Consider the following 21,000-nt stretch of genomic DNA (forward strand, 5'->3'; position numbering starts at 1 on the left):
GCAAGACCGGCTCAAATGCCGGGCCTCCAACTTGTGCTGGACGAATAGAAATGACGCTCAAGCTTCTTGCGCTCGACGACGAAGATCTTCAGGTGGTTTCCGCCCATATGCAGGATGCCGTCTTCAGGTGCGGCGATCTGCAATATTGGCCATCCAGGAAGCAGTTTGCCGTCGCCGCCAATCGCTTCGCCTGGGAAGAGACCGAGAAGGGCGCCCAGCCCTTCGAGCGTCGCCGCGCGGCGCTCGTCTTCAAGCAGGTGAAGAGCGTGAAATCGGCCGGCTTCGACCGCAACAAGGCCGATTCAGTGCAGTCGCTGCTCGCCGTGACCTATGAGAAGGATGGCGAAGGTCCTGACGGTTCGGTCGAACTGGTGCTTGCCGGCGGCGGCTCGATCCTGCTCGATGTGGAATGCATCGAAGTTCAGCTTGCAGATACCGGCGGAGCATGGGAAACGAAGCTCAAGCCGCGCCATCCGGGAGCGGCATGACTGGACCTGGCTGACTGGGACCTGACCGACGGGGGCACATTGGCAATCTGGCTCAATTCCGAGGCGCCCGGCTTCGAACGCGATTTCGCGGCCTTCCTCACAACCAAGCGCGAGGCATCGGAAGATGTGAATGCCTCCGTGAAGGCGATCATATCGGATGTCGTGGCGCGGGGTGATGCGGCGCTCAAGGACTATTCGCTGAAATTCGATGCACTCGATTTCGATCGTGTACCGATGCGGGTACCTGCCGCTGACCTCGATGCGGCGCTTGCCGACATTGACCCGGAAATCCGCAAGGCGCTCGAAGTCGCCGCTATCAGGATCGAGAAGCATCACAGCCGCCAGTTCCCCAAGGACGATATCTATCAGGATGCGCTGGGCGTGACGCTCGGCTCGCGCTGGACCGCGATCGAGGCGGTCGGCCTTTATGTGCCCGGCGGTAGCGCCAGCTATCCGAGTTCGGTGCTGATGAATGCGATCCCGGCCAGGGTCGCCGGCGTGCCGCGCATCGTCATGGTCGTGCCGGCGCGCGAAGGCGCGATCAATCCGGCAGTCCTCGCGGCGGCGAAGATCGCCGGCGTCAGCGAGATCTATCGCATCGGCGGTGCGCAGGCCGTTGCTGCCTTGGCCTTTGGCACCGAGACGATCAAGCCGGTCGCCAAGATCACCGGTCCGGGAAATGCCTATGTCGCGGCCGCGAAGCGCCAGGTTTTCGGCACCGTTGGTATCGACATGATCGCCGGCCCCTCCGAAGTGCTCGTCATTGCCGACAGGGACAACGATCCGGACTGGCTCGCCGCCGACTTGCTCGCCCAGGCCGAACACGATACCGGCGCCCAGTCGATCCTGATCACCGACGACGAAGCTTTCGGCAAATCGGTGGAGGCCGCCGTCGAGCGCCAGCTCAAGCGCCTGTCACGGGCTGAAACGGCCGCAGCGAGCTGGCGGGATTTCGGTGCGATCATTCTGGTGCCGAACCTTGAAGCTTCCCTTCCACTCGCCGACCGCATCGCTGCCGAGCATGTCGAGATCGCCACGGCCGAGCCGGAAAAACTGATGGACGGCATCCGCAATGCCGGTGCCTTCTTCCTCGGTCGTCATACGCCGGAAGTGATCGGCGACTATGTCGGCGGCTCGAACCATGTACTGCCTACCGCCCGTTCGGCACGGTTTTCATCCGGTCTTTCGGTGCTCGACTATATGAAGCGGTCCTCGATCCTCCGGCTCGACGCCAGCCAGCTCAAGGCGCTGGCGCCCGCCGCAATCACGCTCGCTGAATGCGAAGGGCTTGACGCCCATGCGCGTTCGGTTGCGATCCGGCTGAACCCGGAGGCGTGAGACGATGGCCAAGGGCACGCACCGGCTGATCGACGTGGTGCTGGACGAATCGATCGGGCGTTCCACGCCCGATGTCGAGCACGAGCGTGCCGTGGCGATCTTCGACCTGCTGGAAGACAATTCCTTTGAACCCTTGGGACATCCGGGCGGTCCCTATGAACTCAAGCTTTCGCTGATGGACCAGAAACTGGTCCTCTCCGTCACGACCGAGGCAGGCGAAGCGGTCGCGACACATATCCTCTCGCTCACGCCTTTCCGTCGGATCATCAAGGACTATTTCATGATCTGCGAGAGTTATTACCAGGCGATCCGCTCCTCGACGCCTTCGCAGATTGAGGCGATCGACATGGGCCGACGCGGCATCCACAACGAGGGCTCCCAGACGCTGCAGGATCGCTTGTCCGGTAAGATCACGCTGGATTTCGACACGGCGCGACGGCTGTTCACCCTCGTCTGCGTCCTCTACTGGCGGGGCTGAGCCGGATGGAGGCGGGAAGCGAGGCACGCACCGGGGACAAGCTGCCAGGCGCGGTGCTCTTCATGTGCGGTATGAATTCGATCCGCTCGCCGATCGCGGAAGCCATCGCCCGGCACTATCTGCCGAAAAGCGTCTACATTGCCTCCGCCGGCGTGCGCCGCGGTGAGCGCGACCCGTTCGTCGATGCCGTGCTCGACGAGATCGGCCTCAGCCTCGGCCGCCACCAGCCGCATCTGCTCGACGATCTCGAGGACGACTATTTCGACCTGATCGTGACGCTGGCACCGGAAGCACATCACAAGGCGCTCGACCTCACGCGTTCCTGGTCGGCCGATGTGGAGTACTGGCCTATGCCCGATCCGACGGTCGTGACCGGAACCCGTGAGCAGATCCTCGACGCCTATCGCGGGGTGCGCGACCATATTTCCAAGCTCATTCATAGCCGACTTGTTGCCAAGTCCCGCGGCACGGGCAATTAGCTCGTGCAAATTCCTGCTCAAACAGTGGAATTACCCGGAAAAAGCGCACCGAGCCGGGTTGAGTAGCCGGACGCTTTTGTGTAGTTTCCGCGCCAATTCCCGGCCGGCCTGTTCTCGGCCCCCTGGGACAAACATCTAGGAAGACATCCCAAATATGGCGAAAGAAGAAGTTCTGGAATTTCCGGGCGTCGTAACCGAATTGCTGCCGAATGCCACGTTCCGCGTGAAGCTCGAAAACGAACACGAGATCATCGCGCACACCGCGGGTCGCATGCGCAAGAACCGCATCCGCGTTCTGGCCGGCGACAAGGTGCTCGTGGAAATGACGCCCTACGACCTGACCAAGGGCCGCATCACCTATCGCTTCAAGTAATTCCTTTTCGCTGGGGCCGGCTCAGGCATGCTGAAACAGAGGCTGATACTGGCATCCGGTTCGCCGCGCAGGCTCGATCTGCTCGCCCAGGCCGGCATCACGCCTGACCGGCTGCTGCCGATGGACCTCGACGAGACACCGCGTCGGGCCGAGCATCCGCGCTCGCTCGCGCGGCGCTTAGCGCAGGACAAGGCCGAAGCCGCCTTTCAGGTCGTGCGCACCGATCCTGCTTGGGCCGGCAGCTACATTCTTGCCGCCGACACTGTCGTCGCCGTCGGACGCCGCATTCTCGGCAAGCCGGAATATCTCGAGGAGGCCTCGTCCTCGCTACATCTGCTCTCGGGCCGCAGCCACTGGGTCTATACAGGCATCTGCGTAATCACGCCGCAGAGCACGACGCGCATCAAGGTCATCGAGACCAAGGTGCGCTTCAAGCGCCTCTCCAATATCGAGCTCAAGAGCTACCTGGCCTCGGGCGAATGGCGCGGCAAGGCGGGCGGCTACGGCATCCAGGGCTTTGCCGGCACCTTCATCCAGAAGCTGAGCGGATCCTACACCGCCGTCGTCGGCCTGCCCCTCGCCGAGACCGTGCAACTGCTCGTCGGCGAAGGCTACGCGTTCCATGAGAAGTGGCAGGAGGGTTGACCTTGGCCTCGAATATCGAGCCGTTGCGGAAAGCCCGCCCCTGCCCCGAATGCCGCAGGCCGTCGACGCGTGAGAGCTATCCCTTCTGCTCGGAGCGCTGCCGCAATCTCGATCTCTCGCGCTGGCTGACCGGTGCCTATGCCATCCCCGTTGTCGATGATGAATCCAAGGCGGACGAAGAAGAAGAGGCCGTGCGCCGCGAGCAGAACGACGATTGATAGACCAATGATTTCAACAGCTTGCTAGCTGTCAAAAAAATGTCGGAATGGGGCTTGCGCCAAAAGGTCAGGATGCTATAACCCCGCTCGCTCCCGGGGCACACCATCCCCCGGCACCTGCCAAGCAGGCGAAACAGCACGGTTGCCCGGGTAGCTCAGTTGGTAGAGCAGCGGATTGAAAATCCGCGTGTCACTGGTTCGATTCCGGTCCCGGGCACCATCGTAATTCTAAGCAAAGTCAGAATACCAGAAGCCGCCTCTGCTCGCAGTCTCGCCAATAGCATGCTGCGTCATGCCGTAACGGCGGCTCCGCGGACTCCAACGATTTCCAGGGACGCGCCGACGAATCCGCGTTACATGGATGCGGCGTGAAAAGTGACTTTTCCCGATCGGGTCGCCGCCGGTTTCGCTATATGTTCCGGCGACGTAGGTAACCTTGTTTTGACGTTAGAATTTTCGCGGCCTCTGGAACGTGCAACATATGTAGCTGCCCTTTCGGGGCATCAAACATCAGGGGAGAATCATGAAGACGATCATCAAGGGAACGCTCGCACTTTCAATCGCATCCGGAATGCTGGCGCTCAGCGCGCCGCAGGTACTGGCATGGTCGTGCCAGGCGACGGCAAGCGACGGCACCTATGGCTACAGCTATGGCTATGGCAACCGCCGCGAAGCGCGACGTCGTGCACTGGCGGAATGCAATGCCCGCACCTACGACGAATGCTACATTGAGGACTGCCAGCGTAACGGCTGATATTGTCCGGTTCTACGCCGCCCGGCGTTCCCGCGCCGGGCAGCAATCAGGCGCCAAGGCTTGCCTAGGGCCTTTTTGGGCCATTCTGCCACGTCTCAGCGGCTTCCCGCGGATCAATACCCAGGTCTGGATTGCCGACCAGCTTCTCTGCCGTGGGGTTCGGTCCAAACCCCGGCTTCGGACCTGGTTGGTTTGCCAGATGCGGGCGATCGGGCCAGTTGTCCTGGCTGTCGCCGCCAATCGTCGCAAGTTCTTCGATCGGGTCGGGATTTGGCCTGCCACTCGGAACCTGCTGGCCGCCATGTGAATCATTGGCGCTGTCGATGCCCCGCATCTCCGCACTGGGATTCAAAGCCGCGCTCTGGATTGGGTCGGGTCGATTAGGCGTCATCGGAGCCTCCATTGTGAATGTCCGGAACGTGCAGGATTGCTGCCGGTTCCAAATGCGTCCAGACGGCGAACGGGATCGCTTGTCTTCTCCAGGCGCACATGCGACGACGCTCCAAAGGGGATCGATATGAAGCCCATGCTGATATCCACCTGGATCGCCATTGCGGCGGCCCTGATCTGTGGCGTTTCGCCGTCGCGCGCTGACGGCGCGTTCGATGACTGTGTTGCGAAGCTCTGCGTTTCCAGCGACCAGATGAATTGCTGGGTTAAGGCAGGCGCCGAACTCTGTGACGACAACGGCGGATGTACGGACGTGCCGGATCATGCGGGCGCCCTTGCGCTCGAGCGCGGCCAGGGGCAATGGAAAGTGCAGACACAGTACGGAACCGGCTGGGTCAGCGACCGATACATGATGGTCGACAGTAGCTTCTGCCCGGGCTTATGAAGTTTGAAACGGGCGCGTAAGCCCCCTTTAGAAATGGACCACCCTCATGCGCATATTTTCGTGCCTTGCTGCGGCGTTTTTCGCAGCCCTCCTGATGTCATCGGCGATGGCGGCAACCTTCGAAACGCCCAAAAGCCTGATAGAGGCGGTCTACGCCGATACCGATAACATCGGAAACTACGACTACCCCTACCAACCTTTCCTCTCTGACCATTTGCTCGGCCTGTTCAAGGCGGAACGCGAGGCGTCGCCCGATGACCCTAGCAACCTCGATTGGGATCCCGTCATAGCTGGGCAGGACGGCGAGGCGTCGGGTCTGAAGATAGACGAACCAGCGATCGACGGTGATCGTGCGACGGTGAAGGTTGTGTTTACGAACTTCAAGCCGGTGACATTGTACTACAGCCTGGTGCGAGAGCATGGCAGCTGGAAAATCGACGACATCGAACAAAAGGATGGGGAGTTCCCCTGGACGGTTAGCAAGCAGCTGACCGGGCAGTAGGCGAACACACCGGCCAGAGTGCGCTGAAGGTGTGAACTCGACGGAACAAGGCAAGTGCGTCGCAGCGATCGCAGCCCGGGAAGTGGGGACGGGCTGCATGGAAGCTGGGGATTGTCACTCGCTTGCGGACAGCGCGGCCGTTTTAAACGAACTTTATGGTCTTGCAGCGCCGGCGAAGATCGTCGAACTCGACATGGCGGAGGCCGAGAACGACATCGAAATGACGGTTGGCTTCGGCACAGTCCGACAGCGAGACGCCTCGGGAGTTACCGGCGAAACAGGGCCTTTGAATATCCATGGAGATATCTGCGTTGAGCAGGAGAACACAGGCGCAAGTCTGGGTTCCTCGAGGCGGCTGCATTCCGGCCGCAACGGCACCTGCCGTTGGGCAGTTGCTATGCCGGCGGCGTGATCGTCCCTAGCGCCGCCGGTAGCCTCTCGCGACACAGTCAGGAACGGGCTTCTTGGCTGGGCCTCGAAGTTATGTCGTGATGGAGTCTGCGTTGGTCGAAGGAACCTCAGGCCGTTGGGCACGTTCATGGCTCACAAACAGGGAGCCAACATTATGGACAGAAACGAGATCGAAGTTACGCGCCTGAATGAGCAGATTGCCGATTTGAAGGCCGAACTCGTCGAGTTGTCCGGGAAGGTCCGCGACGGCATCGATGAGGTGGAACGCGCCGCCCGGCCGGCGATCGGCGTCATCCGCGATAATCCCGGCACGATCTCCTCCGTTGCAGTCACTGCTGGCCTTGTGGGCCTTGCCGTCGGCTATCTGCTGGGATCTTCCACTGGAACGCCGACTTCGCGCTGGAATTGAAGGGCAGCCTCCGACAACCGACCGTCGCCAATGCGAGCCGAACTCGCGACACGGCGCCGCCCCAACGATTGAGCCGGCTGGAGGCATCGAGAGCCCCGCCGGAGGGAACAGGTTTCTCGGGATTCGCCCTTACGTGTCTAACAAAAGTGTCTTGACTACGCGGCAGCAAACCCGGTCTCATGTCCGAGCGGAGGTGGCGCTGTGAACAAGTATGAACGCGATGCGATCAGGGACGTGGTGCTGGCCATTCTCCGTAACCACATCAACAAGGCCGGCAGTTCCATCGATACGCACCAGATGCGCCTTGTGATCGAGAAGGGTTACGCCCAGAAGACCTATCCCTTTCCCGTGGCAGACCCTGCGCGATCCGATGAATTCATCGAAGAGATCGATCGGCTGATGCGCGACATCAGCCGCAATGATACCGGCAACAGCCGTGGCTACCGCCTGACTGAAAGCGCCAAAGGCCGGGCGCAGCTCACCTATTTCGACGAGCGGCCCGCGTCAAAATCTTAGAATCGACGCGGGCATCTGAGGCCGGGGGCGTCGAAGGCCGTCGGTTTCGCCTTACTCCGCTCAACTTCATGCACGGATAGCGATAAGTTTATTGACATTCTCCTAAATCGAGAATGATATTGGCCGCGCGCGTCAGATCGCCTTCGATGGCCTTTCCGGGCGCGGGACACCATTTTTGAGTTCGCGGCGCATCGGTGGCGCCAGAAGTGGCGTGCTGTGATGTCGGGTGACCAGGCAATTGCCGGCGTTAAGTCTCCAATCTCGCCTGCGGCGCGAACGCCATCAAAAGCCGACGACAAATTCATAACCAAGCGTTCGAAGATGCGCCTCCTGGCAAGCCGGGACGAAATGGCGCGGATTATGGGCATTGATCCAGACGCCGCCCCCGACGCGGAGAGAGGGTACATAGATTATTGGGGCTTCTCGCCCGGATTGGAGGGCTGGATCGTCGGAGGCTGGGCCCGGACGGGTGCTTTCACCTCTGCCGGCGATTGCAACATCGAAGCGATATTCGGCGACGAGTTTCTGGCCCTCGGCGCTCTTTTCGTCACATTTCTTCGGTCAGACGTTGCCGAACATGGCCTGGGCTTCGTCATGTTCATCGCCGGGCCACGGCGAAATGCTGCACTTTCGTCGATTTCCGTCCGGGAGATGGGATCCCGGTTTAGTTTGCGGCTGTCGAATGAAGCACGTGCCATAGAGGAGCCTGTCTTGCTCCGCGAGGCCCGAGTCTGTGCACGCAAATCGATCAATCAGGGGCGGGCCAGATTTCTTGAGTTGATCGAACGCCCTGTCTTCGATGGGTCCGACACGATTGCGGCTCTCGCCCCCGCCGTGCAGCTTGGGATCGACGAGCTCTTTTTCGCGCCTGGCTGCGGCGTCGTGACCGTGGGCTGGCTGCTGGATCCCTTGTCCCAAGTGAAGGCCGTTCGGATCAGGCATGAGGACGAAATCGCGACGCTGACCGACAGGTGGATCAGTTCCGAGCGCGCGGATGTCACGCATGCATTCGGCACCTCGCTTGGCCTCACCCATTCAAGATGGGGATTCACGGCGTTCGGACGCCTTGCTGCGGAAGCGTATTCCGGCGCCTATCTGGAGGTCATCCTCCAGGACGGCAGGATTGGTCATAGAGCGCTGCCCGCTCCCGCTCGCAACGGCCTCCCTGCAATCAAGACGATTTTGAATGATGTTGTCCTGAGCCCGGATTCCATTCTGGATGTCTGCAAAAATGTGATCGCAGAGCCGGTCCGCGCGATAAACCGAGCACGGCTGTCGCGTGACGTTGCGTTCCTGGAGGGCTCGGCAGGCATCTGCCCCACCTCGCCGCGAACCTCCATCGTCATCCCGCTCTATGGCCGACTCGATTTTCTGACGTACCAAGCAGCCCTGTTCGACGCGGCGGAACATGTGAATGACGAATTCATCTATGTGCTCGATCAGCCGGAGCGAAAGGACGAATTCTTCGAGCTGGCCCGCATCGCGCATATCAAGACACGCATCCCCTTCAGGCTGGTAGTGCCGTCGCAGAATCTCGGATTTGCCGGCGCCAGTAACCTTGGCCTCAAGATGGCGCGCGGAAAATATGTGTGCTTCTTGAATTCGGATGTCGTTCCCAGGCGCTCTGACTGGATGTCCGGCCTGGTCGCCTCTGTCGAAAGCGGGCCCGAGATCGGCGTCATAAGCGCATTGATGCTGTTTGAAGATGAAACCATCCAGCATGCAGGCATGGACTTCGAACGCCTGCCGCAATTTGGAAACATGCTCTTTCCCTTCCATCCCCGGAAAGGCCTTTCGTGTGACGGGGAACGAGGTCTCGACGTCGTCCCGGCGGTAACGGGCGCCTGCATGCTCATGGATCGCAGCCTCTGCCAGCGGCTTGGCGGCTTTGACGAAGATTATGTCATCGGTGACTTCGAGGATGCGGATCTCTGCATGAAAGTGCGGGAGCACGGCCTCACCTGTGCCGTAGACCATCGTGTGGTTCTCTATCACCTCGAACGGCAATCCCAGGCAAAGGCGGCCAACGGGTGGCGGATGAACCTCACGCTGCTGAACGCATGGACCTTTGCCGAACGCTGGGATCCCGATCTCCTGGCAAATCGTGGCAGTGCCGTGCTGAAAATCGCCTGAGCGTATCCATTTGAAAGGGGATCCAGTGCCGACCGCAAGAGCAAAATCCCAGCCTGCCGCGCGCGCCCGTCCGGCGCGCAAGTTAAGGCTTGTGATGGTCTCGCATATGGATCCGAGACTCTCGAATGGCGGGGCCGAGATCGCTGCCTTTCAGCTCTATGACCAGCTCTTGTCTACGGGCGACATCGAAGGGTGGTTCCTGTCGGCCGCACCGAACAAGCTGGAGCGGCGCGATGGCGTCGTCTTCGCCCAGCCCTTCAACGCGCGAAGCTATATCTATGCCGGCGGTCGATTTGACCACTTCCTGCATGCCAATATGGATGCGCCATTCTTCGAACATGCGCGGAAGCTGCTTGGGGAGATAATGCCCGACATCGTCCATTTCCACCACTACACCAATTTCGGTGTCGAACTGCTCGGCATCGTCCAGGAGGTGGCGCCGAAAGCGAAAATCGTGCTCACGCTGCACGAATTCCTGGCGATCTGCCACCACTATGGCCAGATGGTAAAGCGCGACAGCCTTGCACTCTGCGAGCGAAGCGGCCCGCGCGAATGCGCAACCTGCTTCCCGGATCAATCGCCGCAGAATTTCTTTCTGCGCAAGGCTTACATCATGCGCCATTTCAGGCACGTCGATCGCTTCATTGCACCCAGTGAATTCCTTGCCGAGCGCTACATTGAATGGGGGCTCGACCGCAGCAGACTGTCGGTGATCGAGAATGGCAGTCCGCATATCGCCCCAAGGATGGCAGTCAGTTCGGGCCCGTGCAATCGGCCGCTGCGTGTTGGCTTCTTTGGCCAAATCTCCAAACTCAAGGGAATGAATGTCATGCTGGACGCGGCCACGATCCTGGCAGAGTCCGGGGCGCCGGTGCAGTTCGACATTCATGGCGACCATGGTTCGCAGCCTCAGGAATTTCAGATCGAGTTTCTCGAGCGCATGAAGGCCAAGCCGGAGAATGTCCAATTTTTCGGCCCCTATGGGAATAAGTGTGTCGGCAAACTCATGGGCACCGTGGACGCGGTTGTCGTCCCTTCGATCTGGTGGGAGAATTCCCCGCTCGTCATCCAGGAAGCGCTCGCCCACGGATGTCCGGTCATCTGCTCTGATATCGGCGGCATGAAGGAGAAGGTGAGACCGGGTTTGGATGGGTTTCACTTTCAAGCCGGCAGCGCATTTGCCCTGGCCGAACTGCTGACCCGGCTCGCCGAAGATCGAACGCAATTGGATTTGGTCAGAACAGTCATACGAAAGCCGCCGACGATCGCAGAGACGGCGTCAATCACGGAGAGACTATACAGAGCGCTGCGCCAACACGTAGCCCTTCAGCGATCCGCATTGCAGGAAGCGTAACCAACAATGCGCGTGATCGTTCTGACGCTGAGCCCCTACATCACCGATCCCTGGACAGTATCCGCCGATCGTCTGTTCGATCTGACGGGTGGCAACACCGGCAACATGGCCTTCCAGTTTGCGGTCTTGCAGCACATCGCGTCTGATTCCCGCGTGATGCATCTGGGCGCGTCTCCTACGCAGTTACGGGAGGCCGGCGACATCATTGTCATGCCTCTCGCGAACCAGCTGGGCGATCACACCGATCTCGGCCAGATGGCTGACAAATTGGAAGCCGCCCAGTTGCCGGTGATCGGAATTGGCTTGGGCGCACAGGCACCGGACCAGAATCAGGACATCGCCCTGAGCAAAGGCACCGAGCGCTGGGTGCGGACGATCGCCGCCCTCAGTCCGACCAAAGGTCCCAATCTGGGCGTGCGCGGAGAATATACGCGGCAGCAAATGGAAAAGATCGGGCTCGGCGACAGCGCTGTTGTGACGGGCTGCCCGTCGAATTTCATTGCGCCGAACCTCGACTTCCTCGGGTCAATCGAAGAGAAATTCGCCCGGCCGATACAGAGGATCGCGGTCGCCGCCGGCATACCGCATGTAACTGGACTGGCGAATATTGAGGCCGACCTGGCCGCCATGGTCACGGCCAGCGGTGGGATTTATGTCGTTCAGCACGGAATAGACATGATCCGGCTGGGGCGCGGCGAGTTCAACGCGATCAGCCCCGAGGCCATGGAATTGCATCGCAACTACATCGCGCCCCACCTCCCCACGGATGCGTTCAAGCTATGGTGCAGACGGTTCGCCCGGGCCTTCACGGATGTCAGGCAGTGGATGGACGAACTCCGGCAGCACGATTTTGCGGTGGGCACCCGCTTTCATGGCGCAATGCTTGCGGTTCAGGCCGGCACCCCGGCGGGCTGCATAGCCCACGACAGCCGCGTCTACGAAATGTGCCATACAATGGGAATTCCGGTCGTTCTCGACAGCCGGATCGATGCGCTCTCCGTAAGCGCGCTCAAGCGGCACTTCAAATGGGATTCCGGGAACTACAAGAAGCGCCGCGGGGAACTGCGGTCAGCCTACAGTCATCTCCTGACCTCCGCCGGCATAAAGATATCGCGGCGGATCGCCGCCGAGACGGCGGGTTAATGCCGTCTTCAAACCGGCGAAGCCACGACCGGTGCACTGGGGCGGGTCATCACACGCAGCAACATCTGGCCCAGGAAGAGACCCAGGGCCGCTAGAACCGCGGCGACCTGGGCGAAGAACACTGTCTGATAGGCCGTCGCCTCGTCCAAGCCAGCGAGCTTGGTGGTCTGGAAGATGATTTCCATGATTTCGATGCCGACTTCCGTACCGAACATGATGACGAAGGCCGGCGCCAGCATTACGAGCTTGTTGCCGCTGCCGGACGCGACAGCGATGGTGACGATGACCGTCGTCACCATGCCCATGCCGGCGGCGGAGATCATCTTAGAGACATAGAACAGCGGGACATCGATGCCCATCAAAGGATAGAATACCGTCGCGACCGCCCCGATGAGGAGCAGCAGAATCGAGAGACCGAGCAATGGATTGCGCAGTACCGGCCAGCGGGCGAGCAATGCACCGGTCAGGAACACCGCCCCGACCTGGCTTGCGGCGCCGAATGTGGCGCGATTGGTGATTACGTCGGCCGAGCAGAGATGCCTTACGAGATAAGCGCTCTCATAAAGACCGGTCGTGGGAATTTCGAGAATGAACAGGACGAGCAGAAGGAAGATGGCGGTCGATGGCAGCGTCGCGCCCTGCGGCATCCACTGCCGGCGCCGTGACAGCATATAGCCGCCGACCCCCAGAAACCCGCCCATCAGCACCAGGCTGAATACGCTGCTGATGCCGGCCAGACTGTTCGACGTGGTCCATGCCTCGAAGAGCAGCACGGCCAGGATGAAGATGGACAACGGCTTCCAGGGCACAGCCTTGCGAACCGCTTCACCTTCGGGCTCCACGCCGTCGAAGATGAAGGGTACGATGATGAGAAACAGAAGCGGCAGGGCGGCGAGGATCAGGAAGTAGTTGCCGGTGCCAATATCGAAGGCGACGTAGCGCACCAACTGCGGCGCAATCAGGAAGGCGATCGGCTGAGCGGCGGTCCAGACCGTCGTGAGGATCGCGCGCTCCTTGTCGCTGTGGAGCATGGTGATGGAAAGTTGCGCCAGCGGGGCGAAAAAGGCGACGGCGAAGCCACCCATTGCGAAACCCGCAATGACAATAATCTCTCGCAGGTCGAGCGCCGGATCGACATGCATGGTGATGCCGATGGCAGCGTAGGAGCAGGCAGCCAGGATTGCCGCAAAAACGGCTATGCGCCTTGCCGTCCTGAAGGAAACCATGAAGGGCGCAAGCGCAAGGGCGATAACGGCGCCGCCCAGCAGGACCTCGACGAGAACATCGGTCTTCTCGACAGAAATGTCGAGGAAGCTCGCAAACTCGCCTTGCGAGACGGCAAGGGACATGGTGCTGATCGAGCGGATGCCGTTGCCCAACAGGACGAACAGGCCGAGGATGAGCATCTGAATGGCGATAAACTGCTTCATGGCATCATCCCTTGAGTGCAGCGGCGATGTGATCGGCGGCGCGGATGGCGAGTGCGGCGATGGTGAGCGAAGGCGCATTCACGGGCGTCGTGACATGGCTGCTCGACCCGAGAATGTAGAGGTTGCGATGATCGTGCGAGATGAGGTCGCGATCGACCACCGAGGTCTTGCGATCGGTGCCCATGCGGGTCGTGCCGCCGATGATGGCGTTCGAGAGATAGGGATCGTTGGACTTGACGTCGGTCGCGCCCATGGTGGCGAAGATCTGATTGTTGACGTCAAGCCCGGCCTTGAGGCCGGCCTTGGTATAATCGTCCATCCGGAACGTTATCTTGGGCTTCGGCACGCCGGCTGTGTCGTTGACGTCGGCAAGCTCGACGCGGTTTTCCCGATCCGGCAGCACCTCGGCGGAGGAGTTCAGCCTGAGATGCCGTGAGACGGTGTCGTTGATCTGGCGGGCGAGGTCCTGGCCGACGACGCCTCGGTCGATCAGCTTCTTGGCAAGCTCCGTCGCATCCGAATTGCCCGACCAGCCGCTGTTCATGAAAGACGTGCCGATCGCTGCCATCTCGCTGCGGAACGGTCCGTCGCGCATTTCGATGAGGCCGCCTGTCTGTTGCGGCCCGCGATAGGGGAAGACTGGTTCCGGGGTCAGGCCCCAGCAGTCCTGATTAGCCTGTGTCAGGAGATAGCGCCCGACACTGCCGCTGGAATTGGCGACACCGTTCGGCGCGCCCTCCTGCTTCGAGTTCAGAAGCAGCCGCGGATTTTCGATGGCGTGGCAGCCGAGTGCGAAGACCTTGCCCTCGACCCAGAAGGTCTCACCATCGGGGCGCCGGACCTTGAGGCGGTTGACCTTGTTGTCCTTTAGCTCGACAAAGGTGACGAGCGCATCGGTGATGACCTTGACGCCGGCTTTTTCGGCTTTCTCGGCATGGACGGAGGCATCGTATTTGGCGCCAATCGGGCAGATGGGCACGCAGGTATTGTTGCCGCAGCAGACCGGTCTGTTGTCGAAGATTTCCGAGTTGCGGGCATGGGAGAATGGACCGGCCCTCAAGCCGAGCTTGGTCAGCGCCTTCTCGACCTGCCGATCCATAAAACTCATCGGGATCGGCTTCATCTGATAGCCGGTCCGGCGCGGCGCGCCCCAGACGAAATTGGGGTCGCCGGCGACACCCCAGCGCTTCTCGACTTCCTCGTAATAGGGCGTGAGGAGGTCGTAATCGATCGGCCAGTCCTCGGCGATCCCATAGGTCGACCTCATCCGGAAATCGAGGGGACGCAGCCGATCGGCGAAACCGGTCCAGTGCCAGGTCGTGCCGCCGAAGAGCCTCAGATAGGCGCCGATGAAACGGTCCGGGCCGGCCTGGACGTAGAAGTCGTCATAGGTCTTGTCCTCCGGATGCGGCGCATGCGCCACGCTCGGATAGGGCGATTGCGGTCCCTTGACCGGATTGTCGTAGAAGGTCAGCAGGTTCTCGGCGCGGCTACGGCGCGGTCCGGCCTCGAGCATCAGGACGTCGATGCCCTTGAGCGCGAGGCTATAGGCGAGATGCGATCCCGCCATGCCTGATCCGACGACGACCACGGTGGCACGCATCACATCGCCCCCGGTTTCGGCGGGTTTTCCCAATGGCCGAAGGCGGGGCCGCCGCAAAGGCCCGGCGCCTTGGCGAAGGCGAGCGAGCGCCAGGCGAGGCACCAGGGGTAATAGACAGCAACCTGCTTGCCATGCCGCGTGACCTCGCCGGTGTAGAGAAGCTTGGCGACGAAGGCGACCTGCGCCTTGATGTCGGCGGGCGCCTTGGAAACGCGCTCCTGCAGGGCGCCGCTCGACAGGGAGCGGGTGAAGGTGCCGCGCGCCTCTGCGCCATAGACCTGGAGGAATTCGGCCGACACGCCATCGAGAAGATAGGGCGAGATATCGCCAATGCCGCCGATCTGGCGGACGACATTCTCGAAAGCCGCGTCCTTGCTGCTCAGGCCGAAGGCATGTGCCGCGGACGGCACTCCCGGCAAGGCGACAAGGAAAGCGCGGCGCGAGAGCTTCATTTGCTCACCACGACGATGCCGCGCGTCTTGTTCGAACCGGAGTCGATCGTGTTGATCGCCTTGTAAAGGTCGGCGACCGTCATCCAGACCGGTGGATATTTGTACTTGGCGACGTCGAGCACCAGGACGCGATCGGTATCGGCATCATAGGCGCCGATGGGCGAAATATGCCCGTCGCCATTCTGGCCGATGGCTTTGCGCGTGTAGTTGATCACCAGCCGCTTGTTCGGGTCGGCCAGCGTGTCCTTGATCGTCTGGCGCAGCCTGGCCTCGTCGATCGCATCAGCGTGATGAAGCTCGGCCTTGACGCCGAGATTGTTGAAGAAGGCGGTGAGCTGTTCGAGCACCAGGCCTTCATGCTCCACCATCGGATAGGGTTTGACCGCCTGGTTCTCGGGCGTGAAGATGGTGTCCTGGGTGAAGAGGCCCCAGGGATAGAGCCGCTGCGGCACCGGGCGCTTGACGTCGAGGCTGTTGAGCACGGCGGCGATCGTCGCCGGGCCGCAGAATGTCAGGATCTGCTCGCTCTCGAGATAGGTCGCGAGCCTGAAGTAGGGCGCCTTGATCTCGGCCTCGTCGAACAGCTTCTGGCCGTCGGCATCGGTGATGTAGAACAACGCATCGGCATGCGCCGCCGGAGCGGCGAGGAGAGCGGCGGCAAGCGCCAGCGTGAGGATCTTCATTGTTGTGCTCCAAACCATTGCGCCAGCGCCTCGATATCCGCATCCGTCGCATCCTTGACGATTTCGTGCATGACCAGGGCCTGGCCCGAGGCGCGCTGGCCGTCGCGATAGGCACGGATCGCATTGGCGAGATAGAGCGGCTGCTGGCCTGCGATGATCGGAACGTCGGAAAGCGCCGGCCGCCCGTCGGCGCCATGGCAGGGCAGACAGCGGGCGCCGACCGCTGGCATTTCGCCCGCGAGGATGGGCGGCGCCGAAATCCCGATGATCAGAAGTGCCAACAGGCCGCGCATATCAAGCCTCGATATTGACGTTGATCATCATGCCGGTGTCCTCGTGCGGCAGGATGTGGCAGTGCATGACATAGCGGCCGGTGAAATCGGTGAAGCGCGTGCGGAAGGTGACGGAACCGGCGGCAGGAACGGGCACAGTGTCGAGCCAGGGCTTCCGCGGATCGGGCACACCGTTGACGTCGATCACCTGGAACGGATTGACATGGATATGCAGCGGATGCGGGAAGGGCGTGGTGTTGACCAGCGTCCATTCCTCTGCCGCGCCGAGCTTCGCCGTCACATCGTCCCGGCCGGGATCGAAGGGCTGGCCGTTGATGGTGAACTCGGTGTCCTTGAAGAAGCCCTTCACGTCGGAAACACCGAGCACGAACTTGCGGCGCATGGTGATTTCGCTGTCGGCGATATCGGTAAGGATCTTGTTCTTCGGCAGCGATCCGGACGGGATAGCGCGGCCGAAGCGCGTTCCGTCCACCACCCGTTGATCCTTTTCCGGGATGACGATGATCTCGGCAAGCAACAGTTCCGGCAGCGCCATCTTGCCCTGCTTGAAGGCCGGGCGCTTGAGTTCGTAGACGCCGGTCTTGCCGGCCTTCACGAGAAGGTTGACGCGATTACCTGGGGCCAGATCGACGGTCGCGCTTTCCTCGGCCTTGGGCAACGGATTGCCGTCGCGGCCGATCTCGTACAGCGTGAGACCCTCGGCGGTGAGCGGCAGGAACTGGGCATCGCCGGCATGCAAGATCCGCCAATGCTGCACCTCGCCCTCGCGCAGATAGATGCGGGGCCGGTAGACGCCGTTGATCAGGAAATTGCGCTCCGCGTCGAGCGGCCAGATCGGGTCTTCGGTGGCGAGCAGGCCGTCGATACCAGGGATCGGCGCCTGGATGACCAAAACGCGCTCGACCGCTTCGGCGATCTCCGGCACATGATCGAGGGCACCCTCGATGATGGCCATGCCTGCAGCGCCGGAGGACACCTGCGCCGCAACCGCGCCATGCCGATGCGGATGGTACCAGTAGTTTCCGGCTGGATGGTCTTCCGGAATCCGGACGACATAGTTGAAGCGCTGGCCAGGCTCAATCTGCAGATAGACATTGTCACTGTTTCCGCGCGGGCTGACGTGGAAACCGTGATAGTGCATGTTCGTGGTGTTGAAGCGGTTTGGAATATTCGCCGCCATCGTCTCCGTGTCGGGATTGGCGGGCATGCGGTTCTCGAAGCCGATCTCGAGTGCATCACCGGGTTTGAGACGCAAGGTCGGCGCGGGCAGGCTTTCGTTGAAGATACGAAGCTGGGCCGGGCCGCCGGGCAGCAGCACCTCGGCAACCGACATGAAGAGCTTGGTGCGCAGCCGCCCGTCGCGCGAATGATGCTCTTCCGGGTTCATCAGGTCGTCGATGATCCCGAGCGGCAGCGCCGCCTTCTTGACCTCGGCGGTCGCGGCATCGGCATTGCCAAATGGAATGGTCGCAAGCGGCCCCGCCGCTGTGGTCAGACAGGCGGCATTGCGGATGAAGTGCCGGCGTGAGATCGGGGTTTTGAACAACGCATGTTCCTCGGCGGAAATGCCGAAAAGAATGTGCTGATGTCCCTAATTTCCCGTAAATTTTGCCTTGGCGAGACGTGCAATTCCCGATTGCCCCAAGAATAGTCAGTCCGCGACCGGGTTGGATCGCGGACGCTGACTTCGTCCTAGGTCAGTGGCGGCCGCCATGGGGATCATTGATCGATCCGCCCGTGCGGCGCGGTTCGGAATCCGGGTCGGATCCGCCATTCTCGATTGGCTCAGCGTCTTCGGGGTTGCGTTTTCCGAGTTCGAGGTCATCGGTCTCGGCCGGAATGTCGTTCTTCATGAAATCCGAGGGCTGGATCGGGTTGAGGGGCGAAAAGGGCGTGTTCTGCATCGCAATTCTCCTGTTCGTGACCCAAACGGAACGCGGCACCTGAGTGCAGGTTCCGAACGGCCCGCATTGCCGGGGGCGCTGTCACCAGAATGTGTAAGATCCAAACGGTCGATCGGGCGTATAATCTTCAGATAAAACGCGGAGGTGCCCTCATGCGCATACGCCCTGCCCTCTTCTCCCTAGCCCTCTTCCTGCCGCTCCCTGCCTTTGCCGAGGATGCGCTCGACACGACACGCCATGTGATCGAGCAGCAGATCGATGCCTTCCTCAAGGATGACGCTGCGGCGGCCTATGCCTTTGCGGCACCGGGCATCCAGGCGCGCTATCCGGACAAGGACAGCTTCTTCGCCATGGTCAAGAAGAGCTACCAGCCAGTCTACAAGCCCGGCAACTACGCCTTCGGCCGGTCAAAGGCGGTCGGCGATGGTGCGATGGTCCTGCATGAAGTCCTGATCGAAGGGCGTGACGGCAAGGACTGGAAAGCGGTCTACCAGCTGCTGCGCCAGCCCGACGGCTCCTACAAGATCGGCGGCGTGCTGATCGCTCCCGAGACCGACTCCAAAGGCATCTGACGCACCGGCTCGATCAGGCAAGACAGCCCATGGATTCGAGTGTCCGCTTGACGGCAGTGTCGAGCGGCGTGCGCGGTTCGGCGCCGAGCGTCGCGACCAGTTTCGCATTGTCCATACGGAGCGACTGGGACCAGAGATAGCGCATCTCCTTGAGTTCACGAAACAGCGTGACGAAAGGCGCGAGCAGTGGCATGGCCCACCACGGGAACGACCACACCCTCGGCTTGCGGCCGGCGGCGCGGCCGATGGCGTCGATGATCGTCTGGCCGTCGGCATCCCAGACGCCTTCCATGTGATAGACCGCGAAGGTGGGGAGTTCCTCCCGCCGTTCGACGAGTCGGGCCATGGTTTCGGCAACATCCGGCAGATAGGCCCATTGATGACCCGTGCCGGCCCTGCCGGGATAGATGACCGACTTGACCGGCTTGCCACCCTGCACCATGCCTTGCGAGAACCAGTTGTTGGCTGCACCCGGGCCGAAGAAATCACCGGCGCGGACGATGATGACGCGGACGCCGTCATCGGACGCCTGTTTGAGCCGACGCTCCATCTCGGCGCGAATGCGGCCCTTCGAGGTCAGTGGATTCTGCGGGCTGTCCTCTCGCAGGATGGGGAAGGCATCCGGACCGAAATTGTAGACCGTGCCGGGCAGCAGGACAGTCGCGCCAACGGCGCGGGCAGCAGCGATCGTGCTGTCGAGCATCGGCAGGACCAGTTCGCCCCAGTTGCGATAGCCCGGCGGATTGACAGCATGCACGATCAGGTCTGCACCTTCTGCGGCGGCGAGGACATCGGCTTTCGACATGGCATCGCCCTGCCGCCAGTCATAGGTCGGCTCGGTCTGGCGGGCCTTCTCGATATTGCGGTTCATGGCGCGGATCGCCCAGCCTGCCGCCGCGAGGCGCTTGGCCACTGCCCCGCCGACGCCGCCGGTGGCGCCAAGCACCAACGCGATCCTTCTCTCGGTCTCAGTTAGCATCTTCAATCTCCTTGCTCGATGGGGAAGATGCCGCGAAATCACAATAAACGAAATTGTCGAATGTCGTATCTATGCTATACATTAATGCATGAATGAGCCGAACTGGGATCTCTATCGAAGCCTGCTGGCCGTGCTTGAGCACGGCTCGCTCTCCGCCGCTGCGCGCGAGCTCGGGCTCACCCAGCCCACTCTCGGGCGGCATGTCGAAGCGCTTGAGGAGGCGCTGGGGCAGCAGCTCTTTACTCGCTCGCAGCAGGGTCTGGCGCCGAGCGAGGCCGCCTTGGCCCTGAAACCCTTTGCTCAGATACTGGCAGCGACCAGCGCGGCGCTGGTGCGGGCGGCCGCCGACATCAAGGGGCGGGTGAGCGGAACCGTACGGATCAGCGCCAGCGAGATGATCGGCGTTGAAGTCCTGCCGCTGATCATTGCGCGGCTACAGGATGACCATCCCGACCTCGAGGTCGAGCTCTCGACCACCGACAGCGTCGAGGACGTTCTGAACCGCGAGGCCGACGTCGCGGTACGGATGACGGAGCCGACGCAGAAGGCACTGATCGCCCGCCATGTCGGCGCGATCCCACTCGGCATGTTTGCCCACAGGCGCTACCTCGAACGATATGGCCTGCCGACGTCCTGGGACGATCTCGCCAACCATCGCTTCATTGGCTACGACCGGCAGGGTGCCTTCGCTCGCGGGTTCATGAGGCTGATCCCGGCCGTGGAGCATGCACGGTTCTCCTTCCGGGCAGACAGCAATCTCGCCCAGTTCGCTGCGGTCAAAGCCGGCTCTGCCATCGGCATCTGCCAGGTCAATCTGGCGCGGGAGATCGAGGACCTGGTGCAGCTCTTCGCCGATGAATTCCAGTTGCCGCTCCAGACCTGGATCGTGATGCACGAAGACCTGAGAGGCTCGCCGCGCTGTCGGGCGACCTTCGATGCGCTGGTGCGCGGACTGACAGCTTACATCGCCGGCGGAAGCCGGGCGGCAATCGGTTGGCCATGACCGCC

General features: G+C 61.5%; 27 protein-coding genes and 1 tRNA gene. 19 read left to right on the top strand and 9 right to left on the bottom strand.

What is annotated here, in order from left to right:
- Nucleotides 1–50: 50 nt before the first annotated feature.
- The 9 genes from AC2YI2_RS01200 to AC2YI2_RS01240 all read left to right on the top strand — a co-directional run bounded on the left by AC2YI2_RS01200 (nt 51) and on the right by AC2YI2_RS01240 (nt 4,773).
- A complete protein-coding gene (locus AC2YI2_RS01200; RefSeq protein ID WP_487384587.1) occupies nt 51–488 on the top strand; it encodes a DUF2948 family protein in 438 nt (145 codons plus the stop codon).
- Nucleotides 489–527: 39 nt separating this feature from the next.
- Nucleotides 528–1,826 carry a histidinol dehydrogenase gene (gene hisD, locus AC2YI2_RS01205; protein ID WP_487384588.1) on the top strand — a complete coding sequence of 433 codons (1,299 nt, stop codon included), beginning with the start codon at nt 528–530 and terminating at the stop codon, nt 1,824–1,826.
- A gap of 4 nt (nt 1,827–1,830) precedes the next feature.
- Complete coding sequence (locus AC2YI2_RS01210) at nt 1,831–2,304, top strand: UPF0262 family protein (protein WP_487384589.1); 474 nt, start codon at nt 1,831–1,833, stop codon at nt 2,302–2,304.
- Between the two features lie 5 nt (nt 2,305–2,309).
- The gene (locus AC2YI2_RS01215; protein WP_487384590.1) at nt 2,310–2,783 is read left to right on the top strand and encodes an arsenate-mycothiol transferase ArsC; all 474 of its coding nucleotides are present in this window, start codon (nt 2,310–2,312) and stop codon (nt 2,781–2,783) included.
- Between the two features lie 154 nt (nt 2,784–2,937).
- A complete protein-coding gene (gene infA, locus AC2YI2_RS01220; protein ID WP_004435948.1) occupies nt 2,938–3,156 on the top strand; it encodes a translation initiation factor IF-1 in 219 nt (72 codons plus the stop codon).
- Nucleotides 3,157–3,183: 27 nt separating this feature from the next.
- On the top strand, nt 3,184–3,801 hold the full coding sequence (locus tag AC2YI2_RS01225) for a Maf-like protein (protein ID WP_487384591.1): 618 nt from the start codon (nt 3,184–3,186) through the stop codon (nt 3,799–3,801).
- A complete protein-coding gene (gene yacG / locus AC2YI2_RS01230) occupies nt 3,786–4,019 on the top strand; it encodes a DNA gyrase inhibitor YacG (protein WP_487384592.1) in 234 nt (77 codons plus the stop codon). Before AC2YI2_RS01225 ends, yacG begins: the two co-directional genes overlap by 16 nt.
- Nucleotides 4,020–4,163: 144 nt before the next feature.
- Nucleotides 4,164–4,239 (top strand) — tRNA-Phe (locus AC2YI2_RS01235).
- 303 nt (nt 4,240–4,542) lie between these two features.
- On the top strand, nt 4,543–4,773 hold the full coding sequence (locus tag AC2YI2_RS01240) for a DUF4189 domain-containing protein (RefSeq protein WP_487384593.1): 231 nt from the start codon (nt 4,543–4,545) through the stop codon (nt 4,771–4,773).
- 64 nt (nt 4,774–4,837) lie between these two features.
- Here AC2YI2_RS01240 and AC2YI2_RS01245 read toward each other — a convergent pair whose 3' ends face one another.
- Nucleotides 4,838–5,176, bottom strand: a complete 339-nt coding sequence (locus AC2YI2_RS01245; RefSeq protein WP_487384594.1) for a hypothetical protein — start codon at nt 5,174–5,176, stop codon at nt 4,838–4,840.
- Between the two features lie 114 nt (nt 5,177–5,290).
- On the opposite strand from AC2YI2_RS01245, the gene AC2YI2_RS01250 reads away from it, so the two are divergent.
- The 8 genes from AC2YI2_RS01250 to AC2YI2_RS01285 all read left to right on the top strand — a co-directional run bounded on the left by AC2YI2_RS01250 (nt 5,291) and on the right by AC2YI2_RS01285 (nt 12,076).
- Nucleotides 5,291–5,608 (top strand): hypothetical protein, encoded by a 318-nt coding sequence (locus tag AC2YI2_RS01250; RefSeq protein ID WP_487384595.1) that lies wholly within the window; start codon nt 5,291–5,293, stop codon nt 5,606–5,608.
- Nucleotides 5,609–5,654: 46 nt separating this feature from the next.
- Nucleotides 5,655–6,110, top strand: coding sequence for a DUF3828 domain-containing protein (locus tag AC2YI2_RS01255; protein ID WP_487384596.1), 456 nt, complete (start codon nt 5,655–5,657; stop codon nt 6,108–6,110).
- 97 nt (nt 6,111–6,207) lie between these two features.
- Nucleotides 6,208–6,522 carry a hypothetical protein gene (locus AC2YI2_RS01260; RefSeq protein ID WP_487384597.1) on the top strand — a complete coding sequence of 105 codons (315 nt, stop codon included), beginning with the start codon at nt 6,208–6,210 and terminating at the stop codon, nt 6,520–6,522.
- A 114-nt stretch (nt 6,523–6,636) separates the two neighbouring features.
- Entirely contained in the window at nt 6,637–6,930 is a 294-nt protein-coding gene (locus AC2YI2_RS01265; RefSeq protein ID WP_487384598.1) for a hypothetical protein, read from the top strand.
- A gap of 201 nt (nt 6,931–7,131) precedes the next feature.
- Nucleotides 7,132–7,446, top strand: a complete 315-nt coding sequence (locus tag AC2YI2_RS01270) for a hypothetical protein (RefSeq protein WP_487384599.1) — start codon at nt 7,132–7,134, stop codon at nt 7,444–7,446.
- A 777-nt stretch (nt 7,447–8,223) separates the two neighbouring features.
- Entirely contained in the window at nt 8,224–9,579 is a 1,356-nt protein-coding gene (locus AC2YI2_RS01275) for a glycosyltransferase family 2 protein (protein ID WP_487384600.1), read from the top strand.
- Between the two features lie 106 nt (nt 9,580–9,685).
- Nucleotides 9,686–10,933 (top strand): glycosyltransferase family 4 protein, encoded by a 1,248-nt coding sequence (locus tag AC2YI2_RS01280; protein ID WP_487384601.1) that lies wholly within the window; start codon nt 9,686–9,688, stop codon nt 10,931–10,933.
- 6 nt (nt 10,934–10,939) lie between these two features.
- On the top strand, nt 10,940–12,076 hold the full coding sequence (locus AC2YI2_RS01285) for a polysaccharide pyruvyl transferase family protein (protein ID WP_487384602.1): 1,137 nt from the start codon (nt 10,940–10,942) through the stop codon (nt 12,074–12,076).
- An 8-nt stretch (nt 12,077–12,084) separates the two neighbouring features.
- On the opposite strand, the gene AC2YI2_RS01290 is transcribed toward AC2YI2_RS01285, so the two are convergent.
- The 7 genes from AC2YI2_RS01290 to AC2YI2_RS01320 form a co-directional block, all read right to left on the bottom strand.
- The gene (locus AC2YI2_RS01290; RefSeq protein WP_487384603.1) at nt 12,085–13,506 is read right to left on the bottom strand and encodes a hypothetical protein; all 1,422 of its coding nucleotides are present in this window, start codon (nt 13,504–13,506) and stop codon (nt 12,085–12,087) included.
- Between the two features lie 4 nt (nt 13,507–13,510).
- Entirely contained in the window at nt 13,511–15,109 is a 1,599-nt protein-coding gene (locus AC2YI2_RS01295; RefSeq protein ID WP_487384604.1) for a GMC oxidoreductase, read from the bottom strand.
- Nucleotides 15,109–15,561: a hypothetical protein gene (locus AC2YI2_RS01300; RefSeq protein ID WP_487384605.1), complete on the bottom strand. Its 453-nt coding sequence runs from the start codon at nt 15,559–15,561 to the stop codon at nt 15,109–15,111. Before AC2YI2_RS01300 ends, AC2YI2_RS01295 begins: the two co-directional genes overlap by 1 nt.
- Entirely contained in the window at nt 15,558–16,244 is a 687-nt protein-coding gene (locus AC2YI2_RS01305; protein ID WP_487384606.1) for a phytochelatin synthase family protein, read from the bottom strand. Before AC2YI2_RS01305 ends, AC2YI2_RS01300 begins: the two co-directional genes overlap by 4 nt.
- Nucleotides 16,241–16,537, bottom strand: a complete 297-nt coding sequence (locus AC2YI2_RS01310) for a c-type cytochrome (RefSeq protein WP_487384607.1) — start codon at nt 16,535–16,537, stop codon at nt 16,241–16,243. The genes AC2YI2_RS01305 and AC2YI2_RS01310 overlap by 4 nt, the downstream gene beginning before the upstream one ends.
- 1 nt (nt 16,538) lies before the next feature.
- Nucleotides 16,539–18,083: a multicopper oxidase family protein gene (locus AC2YI2_RS01315; protein WP_487384608.1), complete on the bottom strand. Its 1,545-nt coding sequence runs from the start codon at nt 18,081–18,083 to the stop codon at nt 16,539–16,541.
- 151 nt (nt 18,084–18,234) lie between these two features.
- Complete coding sequence (locus tag AC2YI2_RS01320; RefSeq protein WP_487384609.1) at nt 18,235–18,441, bottom strand: hypothetical protein; 207 nt, start codon at nt 18,439–18,441, stop codon at nt 18,235–18,237.
- 152 nt (nt 18,442–18,593) lie between these two features.
- Between AC2YI2_RS01320 and AC2YI2_RS01325 the strand changes: the two genes are divergently transcribed.
- Nucleotides 18,594–19,013, top strand: coding sequence for a DUF4864 domain-containing protein (locus tag AC2YI2_RS01325; RefSeq protein ID WP_487384610.1), 420 nt, complete (start codon nt 18,594–18,596; stop codon nt 19,011–19,013).
- Between the two features lie 13 nt (nt 19,014–19,026).
- Here AC2YI2_RS01325 and AC2YI2_RS01330 read toward each other — a convergent pair whose 3' ends face one another.
- Nucleotides 19,027–19,992, bottom strand: a complete 966-nt coding sequence (locus tag AC2YI2_RS01330) for an NAD-dependent epimerase/dehydratase family protein (RefSeq protein WP_487384611.1) — start codon at nt 19,990–19,992, stop codon at nt 19,027–19,029.
- A gap of 88 nt (nt 19,993–20,080) precedes the next feature.
- Between AC2YI2_RS01330 and AC2YI2_RS01335 the strand changes: the two genes are divergently transcribed.
- Nucleotides 20,081–20,995 carry a LysR family transcriptional regulator gene (locus AC2YI2_RS01335; RefSeq protein WP_487384612.1) on the top strand — a complete coding sequence of 305 codons (915 nt, stop codon included), beginning with the start codon at nt 20,081–20,083 and terminating at the stop codon, nt 20,993–20,995.
- The last annotated feature ends 5 nt before the right edge of the window (nt 20,996–21,000 follow it).

It is taken from the genome of Rhizobium sp. SRI_017 (assembly GCF_057586295.1).

Bases quoted from the DNA above. Each gene is read 5' to 3' on its own strand.
- AC2YI2_RS01245 (WP_487384594.1), bottom strand. From the start codon at position 5,176: ATGGAGGCTCCGATGACGCCTAATCGACCCGACCCAATCCAGAGCGCG.
- AC2YI2_RS01325 (WP_487384610.1), top strand. From the start codon at position 18,594: ATGCGCATACGCCCTGCCCTCTTCTCCCTAGCCCTCTTCCTGCCGCTC.
- AC2YI2_RS01330 (WP_487384611.1), bottom strand. From the start codon at position 19,992: ATGCTAACTGAGACCGAGAGAAGGATCGCGTTGGTGCTTGGCGCCACC.
- AC2YI2_RS01310 (WP_487384607.1), bottom strand. From the start codon at position 16,537: ATGCGCGGCCTGTTGGCACTTCTGATCATCGGGATTTCGGCGCCGCCC.
- AC2YI2_RS01300 (WP_487384605.1), bottom strand. From the start codon at position 15,561: ATGAAGCTCTCGCGCCGCGCTTTCCTTGTCGCCTTGCCGGGAGTGCCG.
- AC2YI2_RS01250 (WP_487384595.1), top strand. From the start codon at position 5,291: ATGAAGCCCATGCTGATATCCACCTGGATCGCCATTGCGGCGGCCCTG.
- AC2YI2_RS01305 (WP_487384606.1), bottom strand. From the start codon at position 16,244: ATGAAGATCCTCACGCTGGCGCTTGCCGCCGCTCTCCTCGCCGCTCCG.
- AC2YI2_RS01320 (WP_487384609.1), bottom strand. From the start codon at position 18,441: ATGCAGAACACGCCCTTTTCGCCCCTCAACCCGATCCAGCCCTCGGAT.
- AC2YI2_RS01335 (WP_487384612.1), top strand. From the start codon at position 20,081: ATGAATGAGCCGAACTGGGATCTCTATCGAAGCCTGCTGGCCGTGCTT.
- AC2YI2_RS01290 (WP_487384603.1), bottom strand. From the start codon at position 13,506: ATGAAGCAGTTTATCGCCATTCAGATGCTCATCCTCGGCCTGTTCGTC.
- AC2YI2_RS01240 (WP_487384593.1), top strand. From the start codon at position 4,543: ATGAAGACGATCATCAAGGGAACGCTCGCACTTTCAATCGCATCCGGA.
- AC2YI2_RS01200 (WP_487384587.1), top strand. From the start codon at position 51: ATGACGCTCAAGCTTCTTGCGCTCGACGACGAAGATCTTCAGGTGGTT.
- AC2YI2_RS01215 (WP_487384590.1), top strand. From the start codon at position 2,310: ATGGAGGCGGGAAGCGAGGCACGCACCGGGGACAAGCTGCCAGGCGCG.
- AC2YI2_RS01255 (WP_487384596.1), top strand. From the start codon at position 5,655: ATGCGCATATTTTCGTGCCTTGCTGCGGCGTTTTTCGCAGCCCTCCTG.
- infA (WP_004435948.1), top strand. From the start codon at position 2,938: ATGGCGAAAGAAGAAGTTCTGGAATTTCCGGGCGTCGTAACCGAATTG.
- AC2YI2_RS01225 (WP_487384591.1), top strand. From the start codon at position 3,184: ATGCTGAAACAGAGGCTGATACTGGCATCCGGTTCGCCGCGCAGGCTC.
- AC2YI2_RS01210 (WP_487384589.1), top strand. From the start codon at position 1,831: ATGGCCAAGGGCACGCACCGGCTGATCGACGTGGTGCTGGACGAATCG.
- AC2YI2_RS01285 (WP_487384602.1), top strand. From the start codon at position 10,940: ATGCGCGTGATCGTTCTGACGCTGAGCCCCTACATCACCGATCCCTGG.
- AC2YI2_RS01295 (WP_487384604.1), bottom strand. From the start codon at position 15,109: ATGCGTGCCACCGTGGTCGTCGTCGGATCAGGCATGGCGGGATCGCAT.
- AC2YI2_RS01260 (WP_487384597.1), top strand. From the start codon at position 6,208: ATGGAAGCTGGGGATTGTCACTCGCTTGCGGACAGCGCGGCCGTTTTA.
- AC2YI2_RS01280 (WP_487384601.1), top strand. From the start codon at position 9,686: ATGGATCCGAGACTCTCGAATGGCGGGGCCGAGATCGCTGCCTTTCAG.